Annotated in this window: 18 protein-coding genes, 2 tRNA genes and 1 riboswitch; of the genes, 13 read left to right on the top strand and 7 right to left on the bottom strand. The window is 73.7% G+C overall.

All coding sequences use genetic code 11. The features are described 5' to 3' along the window. The first annotated feature begins 15 nt into the window (after positions 1–15). Positions 16–92: transfer RNA gene (locus E4A51_RS02610), tRNA-Val, on the top strand. 64 nt (positions 93–156) lie between these two features. Here the strand turns inward: E4A51_RS02610 and E4A51_RS02605 are convergent. After that, complete coding sequence (locus E4A51_RS02605) at positions 157–624, bottom strand: peroxiredoxin (RefSeq protein ID WP_134850786.1); 468 nt, start codon at positions 622–624, stop codon at positions 157–159. Next, on the bottom strand, positions 621–1,043 hold the full coding sequence (locus E4A51_RS02600; protein ID WP_046528613.1) for a DUF3052 domain-containing protein: 423 nt from the start codon (positions 1,041–1,043) through the stop codon (positions 621–623). The genes E4A51_RS02605 and E4A51_RS02600 overlap by 4 nt, the downstream gene beginning before the upstream one ends. Before the next feature lie 298 nt (positions 1,044–1,341). Between E4A51_RS02600 and aceE the strand changes: the two genes are divergently transcribed. Further along, on the top strand, positions 1,342–4,089 hold the full coding sequence (gene aceE, locus E4A51_RS02595) for a pyruvate dehydrogenase (acetyl-transferring), homodimeric type (RefSeq protein WP_046528614.1): 2,748 nt from the start codon (positions 1,342–1,344) through the stop codon (positions 4,087–4,089). Between the two features lie 105 nt (positions 4,090–4,194). Here aceE and E4A51_RS02590 read toward each other — a convergent pair whose 3' ends face one another. Then, positions 4,195–4,881, bottom strand: coding sequence for a hypothetical protein (locus tag E4A51_RS02590; protein WP_070318656.1), 687 nt, complete (start codon positions 4,879–4,881; stop codon positions 4,195–4,197). A 116-nt stretch (positions 4,882–4,997) separates the two neighbouring features. Here E4A51_RS02590 and E4A51_RS02585 point away from each other — a divergent pair, with 116 nt between their 5' ends. The 5 genes from E4A51_RS02585 (at position 4,998) to E4A51_RS02565 (ending at position 10,004) form a co-directional block, all read left to right on the top strand. Then, complete coding sequence (locus E4A51_RS02585) at positions 4,998–6,251, top strand: CdaR family transcriptional regulator (RefSeq protein WP_046530607.1); 1,254 nt, start codon at positions 4,998–5,000, stop codon at positions 6,249–6,251. 121 nt (positions 6,252–6,372) lie between these two features. After that, positions 6,373–7,344 (top strand): ACP S-malonyltransferase, encoded by a 972-nt coding sequence (locus E4A51_RS02580; RefSeq protein ID WP_134850785.1) that lies wholly within the window; start codon positions 6,373–6,375, stop codon positions 7,342–7,344. After that, positions 7,341–8,345 carry a beta-ketoacyl-ACP synthase III gene (locus tag E4A51_RS02575; protein WP_046528617.1) on the top strand — a complete coding sequence of 335 codons (1,005 nt, stop codon included), beginning with the start codon at positions 7,341–7,343 and terminating at the stop codon, positions 8,343–8,345. The genes E4A51_RS02580 and E4A51_RS02575 overlap by 4 nt, the downstream gene beginning before the upstream one ends. Before the next feature lie 81 nt (positions 8,346–8,426). After that, positions 8,427–8,675 (top strand): acyl carrier protein, encoded by a 249-nt coding sequence (locus tag E4A51_RS02570; protein ID WP_046528618.1) that lies wholly within the window; start codon positions 8,427–8,429, stop codon positions 8,673–8,675. 84 nt (positions 8,676–8,759) lie between these two features. After that, positions 8,760–10,004: a beta-ketoacyl synthase gene (locus E4A51_RS02565; protein WP_134850784.1), complete on the top strand. Its 1,245-nt coding sequence runs from the start codon at positions 8,760–8,762 to the stop codon at positions 10,002–10,004. A gap of 87 nt (positions 10,005–10,091) precedes the next feature. On the opposite strand, the gene E4A51_RS02560 is transcribed toward E4A51_RS02565, so the two are convergent. The 4 genes from E4A51_RS02560 to E4A51_RS02545 form a co-directional block, all read right to left on the bottom strand. After that, positions 10,092–10,592 (bottom strand): DUF3145 domain-containing protein, encoded by a 501-nt coding sequence (locus tag E4A51_RS02560; protein ID WP_046528620.1) that lies wholly within the window; start codon positions 10,590–10,592, stop codon positions 10,092–10,094. Between the two features lie 143 nt (positions 10,593–10,735). Beyond that, on the bottom strand, positions 10,736–11,224 hold the full coding sequence (gene def / locus E4A51_RS02555) for a peptide deformylase (protein WP_046528621.1): 489 nt from the start codon (positions 11,222–11,224) through the stop codon (positions 10,736–10,738). A gap of 156 nt (positions 11,225–11,380) precedes the next feature. After that, positions 11,381–11,605 (bottom strand): BldC family transcriptional regulator, encoded by a 225-nt coding sequence (locus E4A51_RS02550; protein WP_046528622.1) that lies wholly within the window; start codon positions 11,603–11,605, stop codon positions 11,381–11,383. Positions 11,606–11,624: 19 nt separating this feature from the next. Beyond that, positions 11,625–11,699: riboswitch (cyclic di-GMP riboswitch) on the bottom strand. An 81-nt stretch (positions 11,700–11,780) separates the two neighbouring features. Further along, on the bottom strand, positions 11,781–12,563 hold the full coding sequence (locus E4A51_RS02545) for a DUF1206 domain-containing protein (protein ID WP_134850783.1): 783 nt from the start codon (positions 12,561–12,563) through the stop codon (positions 11,781–11,783). Positions 12,564–12,705: 142 nt separating this feature from the next. On the opposite strand from E4A51_RS02545, the gene E4A51_RS02535 reads away from it, so the two are divergent. The 6 genes from E4A51_RS02535 to E4A51_RS02510 all read left to right on the top strand — a co-directional run bounded on the left by E4A51_RS02535 (position 12,706) and on the right by E4A51_RS02510 (position 16,673). Further along, positions 12,706–12,779: transfer RNA gene (locus tag E4A51_RS02535), tRNA-Ile, on the top strand. A gap of 345 nt (positions 12,780–13,124) precedes the next feature. After that, positions 13,125–14,129: an IS481 family transposase gene (locus E4A51_RS02530; protein WP_134850782.1), complete on the top strand. Its 1,005-nt coding sequence runs from the start codon at positions 13,125–13,127 to the stop codon at positions 14,127–14,129. Positions 14,130–14,328: 199 nt separating this feature from the next. Beyond that, positions 14,329–14,721, top strand: a complete 393-nt coding sequence (locus tag E4A51_RS02525) for a hypothetical protein (RefSeq protein ID WP_134850781.1) — start codon at positions 14,329–14,331, stop codon at positions 14,719–14,721. Between the two features lie 49 nt (positions 14,722–14,770). After that, complete coding sequence (locus E4A51_RS02520) at positions 14,771–15,151, top strand: helix-turn-helix domain-containing protein (protein ID WP_134850780.1); 381 nt, start codon at positions 14,771–14,773, stop codon at positions 15,149–15,151. A 68-nt stretch (positions 15,152–15,219) separates the two neighbouring features. After that, positions 15,220–15,924, top strand: coding sequence for a phosphatase PAP2 family protein (locus E4A51_RS02515; protein WP_134850779.1), 705 nt, complete (start codon positions 15,220–15,222; stop codon positions 15,922–15,924). Further along, positions 15,921–16,673: a phosphatase PAP2 family protein gene (locus tag E4A51_RS02510; RefSeq protein ID WP_082131369.1), complete on the top strand. Its 753-nt coding sequence runs from the start codon at positions 15,921–15,923 to the stop codon at positions 16,671–16,673. The genes E4A51_RS02515 and E4A51_RS02510 overlap by 4 nt, the downstream gene beginning before the upstream one ends. Positions 16,674–16,701 lie beyond the last annotated feature (28 nt).

Here is a 16,701-nt window from a genome sequence, read left to right as displayed (position 1 = left end):
GCTGACCGACCGCAGGGGCCTGTAGCTCAGTTGGTCAGAGCGCCGCGCTTACACCGCGGAGGTCGTCGGTTCGAGACCGGCCGGGCCCACCAGCACGCGTCACCGGGCCCGGGACCCGAGCGTCGCGCGCGCCGCGTGATCGACGCCGCACGGGCGTCAGAGCGTCGCGAGGGCCTCGCGGTAGGCCTCGAGGGGTCGCGCACGGCCACGCGGGTGCACCAGGCTCCAGCGCAGCACGCCGTCGGCGTCGACGAGGAACGAGCCGCGCAGCGCGTGCCCGGTCGACTCGTCGAGCACGCCGAAGGCACGCGCTGCCGCGCCGTGCGGCCAGAAGTCCGACAGCAGGTCGAACGGGTAGCCCTCACGCTCCGCCCAGGCGCGCAGCGTGAACATCGCGTCGCACGACACCGCGACGAGCCGGGCGCCGGCGTCGTCGAACAGGCCGATCTCGTCGCGCAGCTCGCCGAGCTCGCCCGTGCAGGTGCACGAGAACGCGAAGGGGACGAACACGAGCACGAGCGGCTCGCCGCGCAGCTCGGACAGCGCCACGGGCGTGCCGTGCGTGTCGGGCAGCGTGAGGTCGGGGACGGGGTCGCCGACGCGCAGGGCCTGCCCTGCGCTCACTTGCCGCGGCCGCGCGTCGCCAGACGCGTGGCCGACCAGTCGGGGCCGATGGCGAACGTCGTCATCGCGTGCAGGCCGGACGTGGTCGCGGCCTCCTCGATGTCGGAGTGCGACACGTGGCCCGGGCGCCCGGCCTTCGGCGAGAACACCCAGATGGGGCCCGAGTCGTCGAGGACCGTCATCGCGTCGACGAGGTAGTCGGTGAGGTCGCCGTCGTCGTCGCGGAACCAGATGATCGCGCCGTCCGTGACGTCGTCGTAGTCCTCGTCGACGAGCTCGCTGCCGGTGACGGCCTCGAGCGCCGCGCGCACGTCCCCGTCGACGTCGTCGTCGTAGCCGAGCTCCTGGATCGTCTGCCCGGAGCTGAAGCCGAGCCGAGCGACCGCCTGAGACACGGCGTCGTCCGCGGTGGGTGACACGTCGAGCGGTTCCCTTCTCCCGGGGCCGCTCACGTGACGCGGACCCACCTGTTGATGTCGGGACACGTTAGCCCACCGCACGCCCCGAGGCCCTGGGAAGCGGGCAGCGGGAACGCGTGTCACCGACGTCACGCCCTGATCAGGGCCCGCGGGTGTGACTTTCGGGCCTCGACGGACGGAGAATGGTGCGACCACCCGCCATCCCCCTGCCGACACGTGTCAGGGCGTCGGGTGCCGACACGGAGCGTGCCGAGGCGCCGACAGGCGCCGGGCGCGCACGAGACGCGAAGGAGCACCGGTGGCTTCCATCGACGAGACGGGCCCCCTGATCGGCGGTCTGCTCAGCCAGGTCCCGGACATCGACCCGGAGGAGACCGGTGAGTGGCTCGAGTCCCTCGACGGCCTGATCGGGGACAAGGGCGGCCCGCGCGCGCGGTACGTCCTCATGAGCCTGCTGCGGCACGCACGTGAGCGCAACGTCGCGATCCCGGCGTCGCTGAACACCCCGTACGTCAACACCATCGCGGTCCACAACGAGCCGTACTTCCCGGGCGACGAGGTCATCGAGCGCCGCTACCGCTCCTGGATCCGTTGGAACGCCGCCGTCATGGTGACGCGCGCGCAGCGTCCCGGCATCTCGGTCGGCGGCCACATCTCGTCGTACGCGTCGGTCGCGACGCTCACCGAGGTCGGCCTCAACCACTTCTTCCGCGGCAAGGACCACCCCGGCGGCGGCGACCAGGTGTACTTCCAGGGGCACGCCTCCCCCGGCGTGTACGCGCGTGGCCTGCTCGAGGGCCGCCTGACCGAGCACCAGCTCGACGGGTTCCGCCAGGAGCTGTCGCACCCCGGCGGCGGCCTGCCGTCGTACCCGCACCCGCGCCTCGCGCCCGACCTGTGGGAGTTCCCCACGGTGTCGATGGGCCTGGGCCCGTCGTCGGCGATCTACCAGGCGTGGACCAACCGCTACCTGCACAACCGCGGGATCAAGGACACGAGCCAGCAGGACGTCTGGGCGTTCCTCGGCGACGGCGAGATGGACGAGCCCGAGTCGCGCGGCATGCTGCAGCACGCCGCCCAGCAGGGCCTGGACAACCTCACGTTCGTCGTGAACTGCAACCTGCAGCGCCTCGACGGCCCGGTCCGCGGCAACGGCAAGATCATCCAGGAGCTCGAGGCGCAGTTCCGCGGCGCCGGCTGGAACGTCATCAAGGTCATCTGGGGCCGCGAGTGGGACACCCTGCTCAACGCCGACAAGGACCGCGCGCTCGTGCACCTCATGAACACGACGCCCGACGGCGACTTCCAGACGTTCCGCGCCGAGGACGGCGCGTTCATCCGCGAGCACTTCTTCGGGCGCGACCCGCGCACCAAGCAGCTCGTCGAGAAGATGACGGACGACGAGATCTGGGCGCTCAAGCGCGGCGGCCACGACTACCGCAAGCTCTACGCGGCGTACAAGGCCGCACGTGAGCACACCGGCCAGCCGACCGTCATTCTCGCGCACACCATCAAGGGCTACGGCCTGGGCTCGGGCTTCGCCGGGCGCAACGCCACGCACCAGATGAAGAAGCTCAAGATCGACGAGCTCAAGACGCTGCGCGACTCGCTGCACATCCCGATCACGGACGAGCAGCTCGAGGCCGACCCGTACCTGCCCCCGTACTACAACCCGGGGCCGGAGGACGAGGCGATCCAGTACATGCTCGAGCGTCGCCGTCAGCTCGGCGGCTTCGTGCCCGAGCGCCGCAGCACGCACACCAAGCTCACGCTGCCGGGCGACAAGGTCTACGAGACGCTCGCCAAGGGCTCGGGCACGCAGGAGGTCGCCACGACCATGGCGCTCGTGCGCCTGTTCAAGGACCTCGTGAAGGACAAGGAGTTCGGCCACCGCCTGGTGCCGATCATCCCCGACGAGGCGCGCACGTTCGGCCTGGACTCGATCTTCCCGAGCGCGAAGATCTTCAACACCAACGGCCAGAACTACATGGCCGTGGACCGCGAGCTCATGCTGAGCTACAAGGAGTCCGAGGCCGGGCAGATCATGCACACCGGCATCAACGAGGCCGGGTCCGCGTCCGCGTTCCAGGCGGTCGGCACGTCGTACGCCACGCACGGCGAGCCGCTGATCCCGTTCTACTTCTACTACTCGATGTTCGGGTTCCAGCGCACCGGCGACCAGTTCTGGGCCGCGGGCGACCAGATGGCGCGCGGGTTCCTCATCGGCGCCACCGCCGGCCGCACGACCCTGACGGGCGAGGGCCTGCAGCACGCCGACGGCCACTCGCCGCTGCTCGCGGGCACCATGTCGCACGTCGTGCACTACGACCCGGCCTACGGGTACGAGATCCGGCACATCGTGCGCGACGGCATCGAGCGGATGTTCGGCGAGAACGCGCAGGGCCGCGACCAGGACGTCATCTACTACCTGACGGTCTACAACGAGCCGATGGTGCAGCCGGCGGAGCCCGAGGGCGTCGACGTCGAGGGCATCCTCAAGGGCATCCACCTGGTGTCCCCGGCCGAGGGTGACGGGCCGCGCGCCCAGATCCTCGCGTCCGGCGTCGCCGTGCCGTGGGCGATCGAGGCGCAGCACCTGCTCGCCGAGGACTGGGGCGTGCGCGCCGCGGTCTGGTCGGTCACCAGCTGGAACGAGCTGCGCCGCGAGGCGCTCGCCGCCGAGCAGCACGCGTTCCTGCACCCGGGCGAGGAGCCCCGCACGCCGTACCTCACCGCCAAGCTGCAGGGCGCCGAGGGCCCGTTCGTCGCCACCACGGACTTCGACCACCTGGTCGCCGACCAGGTGCGCGCGTGGGTCCCCGGCCGGTACGCGACGCTCGGCGCCGACGGCTTCGGCTTCTCGGACACGCGGGCCGCCGCACGTCGTCACTTCAAGATCGACGGGCCGTCGACGGTCGTGCGCGTGCTGCAGCAGCTCGTGCTCGAGGGCAAGGTCGACCCGTCCCTGCCCGCGCAGGCCATCGAGCGCTACCGCCTGCACGACGTCACGGCCGGCACGTCCGGCAACACGGGCGGCGACGCCTGACGCGCGCCCCCGCGCACGACGAGACCCCCGGCCGCAGCGGCCGGGGGTCTCGTCGTTCCTGGACCGTGACGCGGAGGCAGCCGCCGTGGCGGCGCCTGCCCGGCGTCAGGTGCCGGGGATGGACTGCTGGGCCTGCGCGACCTCGCGCGTCAGCTCCGCCTTGAGCGGAGCGACGGCCGAGGCGTCGGGGTAGAGGTCGAGCGACGCCAGGTGCTGCTTGGCCTCGAGGGGACGGTCGGCCAGCAGCGCGGCGTGCACGAGCGCGCGCGCGACCTCGGGGGCGTGCTCGCGGGGACGCCAGTGCCCGACGCCGAGGTTGAGCGCCTCGACGGGCTGCCCCGCCTCGGACAGCAGCGCGAGCGCCTGCGCGAGCGCGAGCCCGGACGGGTCGCGCTCGGCCGCGGTCGTGAGCCGCCGGATGGTGCCCTCGTGGTCGTCGCGGACCGAGAGCCGCGCGAGCTCCACGAGCGGGTACCAGGCGCGGGGGTTGCCGGCGAGCTCCTCCCCCAGGGCCCAGACCGCCAGATCGGCGGCGTGCTGCCGCTCGTGCTCGGCGTTCGGGGCCGTCAGCGGGTCGTCCTCCGGCACGGACTCGGCGGCGCGGCGGCGGACGATCTCGGCGAGCGCCTGGAAGGCCCGTTCGTTGTTGGGGTCGTCGCTCAGCATCGACCGCAGCGCGTCCTCGTGGAGGGTGTCCCCCCGGCGCGAGGCCGTCGTCGGGCGGCGCGCCCCGACCCGGGAGGCCGAGGAGGGTCGCCGCATGAGCTGGCGCAGGCGGGGCAGGAGAGCCATGGCGCGACCTTATCCGTTCTGCCCCGTCCGCACCCGTTCTGGGAGCGCCCCCGCCGTTCGACGACGCGCGACGGCTTTGTCGACTTCCCACAAGCCCGCCGCCTATGCTCGCGGCCATGGCGACGTCTCCGAGGACGCCGGCGGCGCGCACGCCCCGCCGCCGCGGCACCACCCCGCAGGCCGGCGCGGCGGCCCCCGTCCTCCCCCCGGCCGGAGCCGACCAGAGCGAGACGCAGCGCCGCGTGCGCGAGGGCGCGGGGCTGCTCGCCGCGGCCGCGATGCGCCGGCTCGACGCCGACCTCGAGTGGTACCGCGCGCTGCCCGCCGAGGACCGGTCGTGGGTCAACCTCGTCGCGCAGGCCGGCATCACGGCGTTCATCTCGTGGTACGCCGACCCGACGCGCCCGCCGCACGGCGTCGGCGAGATCTTCGCGGCCGCGCCGCCCGAGCTGACCCGGTCGATCTCGTTGCAGCACACGCTGCAGCTGGTCCGCGTCGTCGTGGACGTCGTCGAGACGCACTCCGACCGGCTCGCGGCGCCCGGCGCCGAGCGCGAGCTGCGCGAGGCGGTCATGCGGTACTCGCGCGAGGTCGCGTTCTCGGCCGCCGAGGTCTACGCGCGCGCCGCCGAGGTGCGCGGCGCGTGGGACGCGCGGCTCGAGGCGCTCGTGGTCGACGCGCTCGTGCGCGGCGACGGCGACGACTCGCTGCGCTCGCGCGTGTCGGCGCTCGGGTGGAGCGGACGCGGCTCGACGCTCGTCGTGGTCGGCACGGCCGCCGCGCACATGGACGAGGTGCGCTCGGCCGACCTGCGGCGCGCGACCCGCCGGTCGGCCGACGACGCGCTCGTCGGGATCATGGGCGACCGCCTGGTGGTGTTCCTCGGCGGCGAGGGCGACCTGCGCGCCGCCGCGATGTCGCTGCTGCCGCGGTTCGGGCCGGGACCCGTCGTCATCGGGCCGCTCGCGCCCGGGCTCGCCGAGGCGACCCGGTCGGCGCGCGCGGCCCTCGCCGGGCTCGCGGCCGCACCGGGCTGGGAGCAGGCGCCGCGGCCCGTGCTCGCCGACGACCTGCTGCCCGAGCGCGTGCTCGTCGGTGACGACGACGCACGACGTGCGCTCGTCGAACGGGCCTACACGCCGCTCGCCGCGAGCCAGGGCTCGCTGCTCGAGACGCTGTCGGCGTACCTCGGCGCGGGGCGCTCGCTGGAGGCCGCCGCGCGCACGTTGTACGTCCACCCCAACACGGTCCGCTACCGGCTCAAGCGCGTCGCGGACGTCACGGGGTGGGACCCGCTGGACGCGCGGGAGTCGTACGTGCTGCAGACGGCCCTGGCCGTCGGGCGGCTCGACGCCGCCGCGGCCCCCTGAGCCCCGCGCCCGCCGGAGGCGTGCCGCGACGCGGCCTTTGTACAGGTCCGACAAGCACGGGACCCGAGGTTGGTACGTGCCGTGACCGGGTGACGGCGCGCGCCCACGGCACAGTGGTCGGGTGCTCGTCGTCGCCTGCCCCGGCCAGGGGGCCCAGTCCCCCGGCATGCTCGTCCCGTGGACCGAGGTCGACGGCTTCGCCGACTCCCTCGCGCGTGCGAGCGACGTCGTCGGGGTCGACCTGCTGGCCCACGGCACCACGTCCGACGCCGAGACGATCCGTGACACCGCGGTGGCCCAGCCGCTGCTCGTCGCCACCGCGCTCGCGAGCCTGCGCGCGGTGCTCGGCACCGACGCCACGACCGACCTCGCACGGCTCGCGCCCGCGTCGTTCGACGTCGCCGCGGGCCACTCGGTCGGCGAGCTCGCGGCCGCCGCGGCCGCGGGCGTCCTGACCGACGACGACGCGCTGCGGCTCGTCGCGGTGCGCGGCGCCGCGATGGCGCGCGCGGCCGCCGCGACCCCGACGGGCATGAGCGCCGTGCTCGGCGGCGACCCCGACGAGGTCCTGGCGCGGCTCGAGGCCCTCGACCTCGTGCCCGCGAACGTGAACGGCGGCGGGCAGGTCGTCGCCGCGGGGGCGCTCGACGCGCTCGCCGCGCTCGGCACCGAGGCCCCGGCGCGTGCGCGCGTCGTGCCGCTGCAGGTCGCGGGCGCGTTCCACACCCGCTACATGGCGCCGGCCGTCGACGAGCTCGCCGCGGCAGCCGCCGCGGTGACGCCGCGCGAGCCCGTCGTGACGCTGCTCGGCAACGCCGACGGCGCGGCCGTCACGAGCGGCGCGGACGCGCTCACCCGCATCGTCGGCCAGGTCGCGCGCCCCGTGCGCTGGGACCTGTGCCAGACCACGCTCCTCGAGCTGGGCGTCACGGCGCTGCTCGAGGTCGCACCCGGTGGTGTCCTGACCGGGCTGGCGCGACGTACGCTGCCGGGCGTCGAGACGCTCGCGCTGAAGTCCCCCGCCGACCTCGACGCCGCGCGCGACCTCGTGCGTCGGCACGCCGGCACCACCGCACAGGAGAGCCAGTCGTGACCCGTCCGACCCTCACGCAGTCCACCGGCCCCGCGCACACGCGCATCCTCGGACTGGGCGGTGTGCGCGGCGAGCGCGTCGTGCCCAACGACGAGCTCGTGGGCCCCATCGACTCGTCCGACGAGTGGATCCGCCAGCGCACCGGCATCGTCACGCGTCGTCGCGCCGAGGCGGGCACCGACGTGCTCGACCTCGCCGAGGGCGCCGCGCGCGCCGCGCTCGAGAACGCCGGGCTCACGGGCGCCGACATCGACGCCGTGATCCTGTCGACCGTCACGTACTTCCACCAGACGCCCGCCGGCGCCGCGATCGTCGCGGACCGCATCGGCGCGACGCCCGCCGCGGCGTACGACATCTCGGCCGCGTGCGCGGGCTACTGCTACGGCATCGGCCAGGCCGACGCGCTCGTGCGCGCCGGCACGGCACGCAACGTGCTGGTGATCGGTGCCGAGAAGATGAGCGAGTTCGTCGACCCGACGGACCGCACGATCTCGTTCCTGCTCGGCGACGGGGCCGGCGCCGTCGTCGTCGGCGCGTCCGACACGCCCGGCATCGGCCCGACGATCTGGGGCTCCGACGGCGGGCAGGCGCAGGCGATCCGCCAGACGCACTCGTGGCTCGCGACGCGCGACGAGGGCGCCGGCTGGCCGACGCTGCGCCAGGAGGGCCAGTCGGTCTTCAAGTGGGCGGTGTGGCAGATGGCGCCCGTCGCGCAGAAGGCCATGGACGCCGCCGGGGTCGCCCCCGAGGACATCGAGGCGTTCATCCCGCACCAGGCGAACATGCGGATCATCGACCAGATGATCAAGCAGCTCAAGCTGCCCGACTCGGTCGTCGTGGGCCGCGACATCGCCGACACCGGCAACACGTCGGCCGCGTCGATCCCGCTCGCGGCCGAGCGGCTGCTGCGCGAGGGCCAGGTGCCCTCGGGCGCGCTGGCCCTGCAGATCGGCTTCGGCGCGGGCCTCGTCTACGCCGCGCAGGTCGTCGTCCTGCCCTGACCCGTGACCCGGGCGGACGGCGCACCGTGCGCCTGTACCGTTCAGCACGTCCCTGCACCACCTGACACGAGGAGACCCCCGATGGCGCACAGCGAGCAGGAGATCCTGGCCGGCCTGGCCGAGATCGTCAGCGAGGAGACCGGTCTGCCGACCGACGCCGTCCTGCCCGAGAAGTCCTTCACCGACGACCTCGACATCGACTCGCTGTCGATGATGACGATCGTCACGCTGGCGGAGGAGAAGTTCGAGGTCCGGATCCCCGACGACGAGGTCAAGAACCTCGCGACCGTCGGCGACGCCGTGAGCTTCATCGCGGGCGCCCAGGCCTGAGCCTGCGCGCCGCACCTGCGGCCACGGGCGGTGCGCCGGCACCCCTGCCGTGCGCACCGCCCGACCCACCCGAGGAGAACCCCCATGAGCACCGTCCCCGAGGTCGTCGTCACCGGCCTGGGCGCCACCACGCCGCTCGGCGGTGACGTCCCCAGCACGTGGCGCGCCGCGCTCGCCGGCGAGTCCGGCGCCCGCCCGTTCGACAACGACTGGGCCGAGCGCTACGAGATCGGCGTGTCGTTCGGCGCGACCATCAAGGTCTCGCCCGACCAGGTGCTCACGCGCCCCGAGATCAAGCGCATGGACCCGTCCGCGCAGTACGCCGTGATCGCGGCGCGCGAGGCGTGGGCCGACGCGGGCGCCCCCGAGGTCGACGGCGAGCGCCTGGGCGCGGTCGTGTCGTCGGGCATCGGCGGCATCTGGACGACGCTCGACGCGTGGGACACCCTGCGCGAGAAGGGCGGCCGTCGCGTGCTGCCCATGACCGTGCCGATGCTCATGCCGAACTCCCCCGTCGCGTACGTCTCGCTCGAGCTCGGTGCGCGTGCGGGTGCGCACGCGCTGGTCTCGGCGTGCGCGTCCGGCGCGGAGGCGATCGGCTACGGCGTCGAGATGATCCGCTCGGGCCGCGCCGACGTCGTCGTCGCCGGTGGCACCGAGGCCACCATCCACCCCATGCCGATCGCCGCGTTCGCGGCGTCGCGCACGCTGTCGTTGCGCAACGACGACCCGACCGGCGCCTCGCGGCCGTACGACGTCGACCGTGACGGCTTCGTCATCGGCGAGGGTGCGGGCGTGGTGGTGCTGGAGTCGGCCGCGCACGCGGCCGCCCGCGGTGCGCGCGTGTACGCGCGCATCGGCGGCGTCGGCCTGTCGGCCGACGGCTACCACATCACGTCCCCCGAGCCGTCGGGCGACGGCCAGGTCCGCGCGATGGGCGCGGCCCTCGCCGACTCGGGCGTCGCCGCGCGCGACGTCGTGCACGTCAACGCGCACGCGACGTCGACGGTCGTCGGCGACCTCATCGAGGCCCGGTCGATCCGCGGCGTCCTGGGCGACGACGCCGACCACGTGGCGCTCTCGGCCACCAAGTCGATGACGGGTCACCTGCTGGGCGGCGCCGGCGCGCTCGAGACGATCTTCACGGTGCTCGCCGTGCACGACCGGCAGGCGCCCCCGACGATCAACGTCGAGAACCCCGACCCCGAGCTCGTGCTCGACCTGGTGCGCGGCACGCCGCGCGCGCTGCCGGACGGCCCGATCGCGGCCGTCAACAACTCGTTCGGGTTCGGCGGTCACAACGTCGCGCTGGTGGTCACCTCCGCCTGACGCCGCATCGCCGCACGCTCACGTCGCCCCGTCCGCGCCCTGGCGCAGGCGGGGCGACGTGCTCCGGGTGGCACCTCGGCGGTGCGGTCAGCCCACGCGGTGCAGCCAGCGCACGGGCGCGCCCGCGCCCGCGTAGCGGAACGGCTCGAGCTCGTCGTCCCAGGCCTGCCCGAGCGCGAGGTCGAGCTCGGCCCGCAGCCGCTCCGGGTCGCCCGCGTGCTCGAGGGCCGCGCGGATGCGGTCCTCGGGGACGACGACGTTGCCGTGCACGTCCGTCTGGGCGTGGAAGATGCCGAGCTCGGGCGTGTGGCTCCAGCGGGAGCCGTCGACGCCGACGCTGGCCTCCTCGGTCACCTCGTACCGGAGGTGGGCCCAGCCGCGCAGCGCGGACGCGAGGCGCGCTCCCGTGCCGGGTGCGCCCTGCCAGGACAGCTCGGCGCGGTAGAAGCTCGGACCGGCCGGCTGCGCGGTCCAGTCCATGCTGACGCGCACTCCCAGCGCGTTGCCGGCCGCCCACTCGACGTGGGGGCACAGCGCACGCGGCGCGGAGTGCACGAAAAGGACACCGCGGGTGACGGCACCGGCCATGTTGTCCTCCCAGTGGGCTCGAGGGTCGCCTTCCCCAACGACCTCGTACCCCGACAGGAAGCGTCGACGGCACAGCACCACGCACGCGGCGTGCAGGCACAGGATGCCTCATGCGTCCGCGCAGGTCCAGCGGACGCGCGGGACTAGAGCTGCTCGCGGATCGCGCGCATCGCCTTCTTGCGCACGGACCGCTCGAGGCGGTCGAGGTAGAGCAGCCCGTCGAGGTGGTCCACCTCGTGCTGGAGGCACCGCGCCATGAGCTCGACGCCCTCGACCACGACCTCCTTGCCGTCGAGGTCGGTGCCGACGACGCGCGCGTACCAGGCGCGGTGCGTCGGGTACCACAACCCCGGCACCGAGAGGCAGCCCTCGTCGCCGTCCTGGTACTCGTCCTCCGACAGCTCGACGATCACGGGGTTCAGCACGTAGCCGATCTCGTCGTCGATGTTCCACGAGAAGGCGCGCAGGCTCACGCCGATCTGGTTGGCCGCGAGCCCGGCGCGACCGTCCTGGTCCACCGTCTCGAGCAGGTCCTCGACGAGCGAGCGGACGCGGTCGTCGATCGTGGTGACGGGGTCGCACGGGGTGCGCAGGACGGGGTCGCCGACGGTGCGGATCTCACGCAGGGCCATGACCCGATCCTTTCACGTCGCGCGGGCACGAGGCGCCACGCAGCGGCTCTCGCGGCGCGGTGCGCACGAGGCGCTGGACACAGCACGACGCCGGTGGTGACCAGGTCACCACCGGCGTCGGGACGTGCGGTGCGTCGTCGTCGGACGACGCGGGGGTCACTCCCCGGCGCGCTGCTGCGGGACGCCCGTGAGGAGCTGACGCACCTCGGCCTCGTGGAAGCGGCGGTGCCCGCCCAGCGTGCGGACGGCGGAGAGCTTGCCGGCCTGCGCCCAGCGCGTCACCGTCTTGGGGTCGACGCGGAACAGGACCGCGACCTCACCCGGCGTGAGCAGCGCGCCCTGCGTGAGGGGGGCGTCGGTGGCAGGCGTCTGAACAGCCATGGGTGGTGCTCCTTCGTCGTTCGGTAGCTCGGCTGACCCCGTGGGCCCCGTGGCTTTGCGTCCCCACCTTGCGGCGGGTTTGCCGTTTGTCGCTAACGAAGGACGACTATGCCCGAAACTGGACAAGCGTGCAAGAACCGGAGCCCGCCGGATCTGTCCCGGAGCGGGTGAAACGTCACAGGCGGCCGAAGCGGGCCCTGACCGCGCAGTAACCACCGAACGCGACGAGCCCCAGCGCGACCAGGACCAGCAGCACCGGACCTGCCGGGGCCTCACGCAGCGCCTGCAGCGCACCGTCGAGCCCGGACGCCTCGTCGGGGTTCGCGTGGAGCGCCGCCACGACGAACAGCACCCCGACGACGCCGAGCGCCACACCCTTGGCCGCGTAGCCCACGACCCCCGCGGTCCGTGCCACGCGTCCGGTCGTGCCGCTCGGCAGCCGCTGCAGGTCCTCGAGGAACTTCTTCGCCAGACCCTTGTAGACGTGGTACGCGCCGACCACGACGACGGCGACGCCGACCGCGCCGACCAGCACACGCCCCGCGGGCGCCTGCATGAGCTGACCGGTCATGCTCGTGGTCTGGCCGCTGCTCGAGGAACCGCCACCCTGCACCACCGAGAACGCCGTGCCCGCGAGCGCGAGGTACACGACGGCCTTCGCCCCGCACTTCACGCGGTCGGACGTCTCCCCCGCCGCCCCGCTCAGCGCCGCCGCGGCCTGCCACGCGCCCAGCGCGACGAACGCCACGACCGACACCCACAGCACGAGCGCCCCGAACGACGTCTGCGCGATCTGCTGGAACGCCCCCGACTGGTCGGCGCTGCCCTCGCCCGAGCCGAGCGCGAGCTGCAGTGCCAGCACCCCGATGAGGACGTGCACCAGACCGCTCGCCGCGTACCCCGCGCGCGCACCGACCTCCCACGCGTGCTGACCCGACCTCGCCGCGACCGTGGACATGCGACCTCCCTCGCTGCGGGCTCCCCCACCCGTGCCGGCCCGCGCCGGACGCCCGCGGCGATGCTCGCAGCGGTCGGCCCGCTCCGCGACCGGAACGCCGCGAACCGGGCGCGAGCGCTCCCCTCGGTAGGCTGCCGCCTGCGGGCCAGTAGCTCAGTCGGTCAGAGCAGCGGACTCATAATCCGTCGGTCGTGGGTTCAAGCCCCACCTGGCCCACCGCGCTGACCTGCATGCCCGCTCCTCCACGTCCTCGGGTCACGTCGTCGCACGGCAGATGTGTGGCCACGATCGCGCTGACCCCGCGCTCCGCAGCACTCCGCGATAGCTCGTGGGCGACCGTGCAGACCCGGCGCGGTGGGTCACGTCGTGGCGGGCACCGGCAGCGGGGCCCATCGGGACGGTGCGTCGACGCGCCCGGGCGGCGCGGACGCCGCGAGGCCGCGTCTAGATGTTGTGTCTCATGAGGTTGGTGACACCGCGCGGGGCGTGAGCAAGGGGTAGGCCCTGGCGGCAGGATGGAAGTGCGACCAACCGTCCCGCTGCGCGAAGGACCTACCCCTCATGTCTCACGCTAACGCCCCGTTGACCCCTGCCGGCAGGCTGCGGCTGGTCCAGCGGTGCCAGTCTCGTCCGATCGCGCACGTCGCGGCCGAGGCGGGGATCTCCCGGCAGTGCCTGAGCAAGTGGAAGGCCCGGTTCGACGAGCTCGGTGAGGTCGGGTTGCTCGACCGTTCCAGCGCTCCACACGCCAGCCCGTCCCAGCTGGACGCCCGGGCCGTCGATCTGATCGAGCGGCTACGCCGACAGCACAAGTGGACGGCTCGTGCGATCCATCTCGAGCTGACGCGCGCCGGGCACCGGGTCTCGCTCGTGACGGTGGCGCGATGGCTGGTGCGCCTGGGGGTCAACCGGCGACGGGACATCGACCCCGACGGGTCGACCAACCGCACCACGGGGCGGATCGTGGCGAGGTATCCCGGGCACATGGTCCACCTGGACGTGAAGAAGGTCAGACGCATCCCCGACGGCGGTGGCTGGCGCGCCCACGGCCGCGGATCTCACGCCGACAAGGCCCCTCAGCGGGCCAAGACCTCCGGCGCCAGAGCGGGCTACGTCTACCTGCACTCCGCGGTCGACGGGTACTCCCGCCTGGCCTACACCGAGCACCTGCCCGACGAGAAGGCCGCCACCACCATCGGGTTCTTCCGCGCCCGCGCGTTCTTCGCCGCCCACGGCATCGGTCGCCTCGTGCGCGTCGTCACGGACAACGGTGCGAACTACAAGGCCACCGCGTTCACCACGACCGTGGCCGCGGTCACCTCCCGGCATCAGCGGATCCGCCCGCACACCCCGCGGCACAACGGCAAGGTCGAGCGCTACAACCGGATCCTGGCCGAGGAACTCCTCTACGCGCGCGTCTGGACCAGCGAAGCCGAACGAGCCGCCGCGATCACGACCTGGAACATCCACTACAACTACCATCGCGCTCACACCGCCGTCAGCGACCGACCCCCGGCCTCACGCCTCCACGCAGGCGTCACCAACGTCATGACACAGAACACCTAGCCGCGGCGCCGTTCCATCGACACAGGGCCGCCACGCACGTCGCGCGCAAGCGCGCGGAACAGGGGCGAGTTGTGCTGCAGGCATCACCCGGCGGGCTCGTGCGGGCCGTTCAGGTGAACCCACGAGGACTTCGGCACCGCAACAGCGGGCACGGCTCTAGCGTGACCGAGTCAGGTCATGTCTAGACAAGGAGAACGTCATGAACCGAGCCCGTCGGTCTGTCGCCGCTGCTGCCGCCGCGATCGCACTGGTCCTGGTGCCCACCGTCGCGTGGGCGGACTACGAGGTGACCGGCACCGTGTCCGGCCGCACGTACCAGGGCGCCTCGGGCCTGTCCGGCGTGCACAAGACCTACACGATGAACGCGGGCGGAAAGTCGTTCTGCATCCGGTCGTCGTCTCTCTCGTCGAACGACCCGGTCGACGCGTCCGGGTACACCCGGATCTTCGTGCGCAGCGGAGCGAACCAGCGGTTCGGCGGCTTCGCCGACGTCGTGAACGGGCGCAGCGTGACGGTGCGGGTCAACGAGAGCGCCTCACCCGCGATGTGCCAGGGGAAGAAGCTGGCTTACATGGTCTGGGTCAACGTCTGACCGTTGGCGTCCCGGGGCACCGGGCTCAGGAGGACCCGGTCGTGGCCGGATGGCGACGCCGTCTCGCGGGACCGCGAGACGGCGTCGCTCGCGGGACCGACGTCGAGATCGGACCAGATGTAGGCATCGCGCACACACCCTCAGCGACCGGCTCCGGCGGCTCTGCGCCTTCGGCGTCCTCGCGCAGGTCGACGCCCCCTCCGGCAGGCGTCAGGTGTACGAGCTCACGGTCGCCGGCAAGGACCTGTTCGGCGTCGTCGTCGCGCTCCGGCAGTGGGGCGAGCGGCACGCCTTCGCCGACGGGGAACCCCGCTCCACGCTGGTCGACGGCCACGGTGAGCCGGTGCCGCGGCTGATCCCGACCGACAGCCACGGGCAGGAGCTGACCTGCGACGACGCGCGCGTCGTGCACGTCCGGCCCCCCGCGTGACCACCGCGCCCGGACCTCCCGGCAGGTCTCGCCGCGCGCGCGGCACCACGCGCACCTAGCCTCTCGCCATGCGCGACGCCGGAGCCCCGTCCCGAGCGCTGCTGCGCGCGGTGCTGCTCGGCGCCGCGGTCGCGCTGCCCGTCGTCGCGCTGGCGGTCGTCGTGCGCGGCGGGTCCAACGACGTCGTGCGGTTCGACGAGTCGACGGTCGTCGCGGCCACGGACCTCACGCGCGCGTCGCCGGCGCTGCGCACCGCGCTCGTGCTGTGGCAGGACGTCCTCGCGCCGCGGTGGCTCAACCTCGTCGTCGTGCCGCTCGTGTGCGTGTGGGCGTGGCGGCGCCACGGTCTCGGCGCGCGCGCGGCGTGGGCCGGGGCCACGGTCGCCGCCGGGTGGGCGCTGCAGCTCGCCGCCAAGGGCCTCGTGCAACGCGCACGGCCCGTGATCGAGGACGCGGTCGCGCACGCGCCCGGGTCGAGCTTCCCGTCCGGCCACGCGGCCGGCACGACCATGGCGGCTCTCGCCCTCACCGTCCTGGCGTGGCCGGCGCTGCGGCGGCGCGGCCGCGTGACCGCCGTCGCGGTCACGACGCTCGCGATCGTCGGCACCGCGGCGGACCGCGTCCTGCTGGGCGTGCACTACCCGTCCGACGTCGTCGCCGGGACGCTGCTGGGCGTCGCGGTCGTCGGCGCGTCGTACGTCGGGTTCCGCGGCCGCGGCACCCACGACCCGGACGCCGCACCGGTGTCCGCCGGCCGCCCGGAGGGCGCATGAGCAGGTTCTGGCACCGCTGGGAGACCGACACCCGCGCCCCGTCGGGCCGCGAGTGGCGGCGTGACGTGCTGCGGCGCGCGCTGCTGCCCACGGCCGTGCTGTGGTGCGTCGTGGTGGGGACCGGCTTCCTCCTCACCGGTCCGCTGCACGGGCTGCCCGCGGAGGCGGCCGTCAACCGGTGGTTCGTCGACGCGCGCACGCCCGCCCTCGACACCCTCACCACGTGGCTCTCCGCGATCGGCCAGACCGAGCCGCTGATCGGCGCGTGCCTCGTCGGCATCGCGCTGACGTGGTGGCGCACGCGGCAGTGGTGGTACGCGACCGTGCTGGGGCTCGCGGTCGCGCTGCAGGCGGCGGTGTTCCTCAGCGCCGCGGCCGTGGTCGGCCGCGAGCGGCCCGACGTCGAGCACCTCGACCACGCGCCGCCGACGTCGAGCTTCCCGAGCGGGCACACCGGGGCCGCCGCCGCGTTCTACCTCACGCTCGCGCTCGTCGCGCAGCGCATCCGCCGCCCGGCGCTGCGGTGGACGGTCACGGTGCTGTGCGTGCTCGTGCCGTTCGCGGTCGGGACCGCGCGCGTCTACCGCGGCATGCACTCGGTGAGCGACGTGACCGTCGGGTTCCTCAACGGCGCGACCTGCGCCGTCATCGCGTGGGGCTACCTGCGGCGTTCGCCGCGGACGCCCGAGGAGGTCACGGACGCCCCCGGACCCGGCAGCAGCGTGCCGTCGCCCGCACCGGCCCGCTGAGCACCCCGGCACGTCGCGTGCCGGTGGC

This window comes from Cellulomonas sp. HD19AZ1, assembly GCF_004535805.1.
Classification (GTDB): Bacteria; Actinomycetota; Actinomycetes; order Actinomycetales; family Cellulomonadaceae; genus Cellulomonas; species Cellulomonas iranensis.
Note: the sequence above shows the minus strand (reverse complement) of the source record. Positions and strands in the feature narration are given on the sequence as shown.

Excerpts from the sequence above, each read along its gene's own strand:
- E4A51_RS02590 (WP_070318656.1), bottom strand. The coding sequence starts at position 4,881 with ATGGCTCTCCTGCCCCGCCTGCGCCAGCTCATGCGGCGACCCTCCTCG.
- E4A51_RS02585 (WP_046530607.1), top strand. The coding sequence starts at position 4,998 with ATGGCGACGTCTCCGAGGACGCCGGCGGCGCGCACGCCCCGCCGCCGC.
- E4A51_RS02570 (WP_046528618.1), top strand. The coding sequence starts at position 8,427 with ATGGCGCACAGCGAGCAGGAGATCCTGGCCGGCCTGGCCGAGATCGTC.
- E4A51_RS02565 (WP_134850784.1), top strand. The coding sequence starts at position 8,760 with ATGAGCACCGTCCCCGAGGTCGTCGTCACCGGCCTGGGCGCCACCACG.
- E4A51_RS02560 (WP_046528620.1), bottom strand. The coding sequence starts at position 10,592 with ATGGCCGGTGCCGTCACCCGCGGTGTCCTTTTCGTGCACTCCGCGCCG.
- def (WP_046528621.1), bottom strand. The coding sequence starts at position 11,224 with ATGGCCCTGCGTGAGATCCGCACCGTCGGCGACCCCGTCCTGCGCACC.
- E4A51_RS02550 (WP_046528622.1), bottom strand. The coding sequence starts at position 11,605 with ATGGCTGTTCAGACGCCTGCCACCGACGCCCCCCTCACGCAGGGCGCG.
- E4A51_RS02545 (WP_134850783.1), bottom strand. The coding sequence starts at position 12,563 with ATGTCCACGGTCGCGGCGAGGTCGGGTCAGCACGCGTGGGAGGTCGGT.
- E4A51_RS02530 (WP_134850782.1), top strand. The coding sequence starts at position 13,125 with ATGTCTCACGCTAACGCCCCGTTGACCCCTGCCGGCAGGCTGCGGCTG.
- E4A51_RS02525 (WP_134850781.1), top strand. The coding sequence starts at position 14,329 with ATGAACCGAGCCCGTCGGTCTGTCGCCGCTGCTGCCGCCGCGATCGCA.
- E4A51_RS02520 (WP_134850780.1), top strand. The coding sequence starts at position 14,771 with ATGGCGACGCCGTCTCGCGGGACCGCGAGACGGCGTCGCTCGCGGGAC.
- E4A51_RS02515 (WP_134850779.1), top strand. The coding sequence starts at position 15,220 with ATGCGCGACGCCGGAGCCCCGTCCCGAGCGCTGCTGCGCGCGGTGCTG.
- E4A51_RS02510 (WP_082131369.1), top strand. The coding sequence starts at position 15,921 with ATGAGCAGGTTCTGGCACCGCTGGGAGACCGACACCCGCGCCCCGTCG.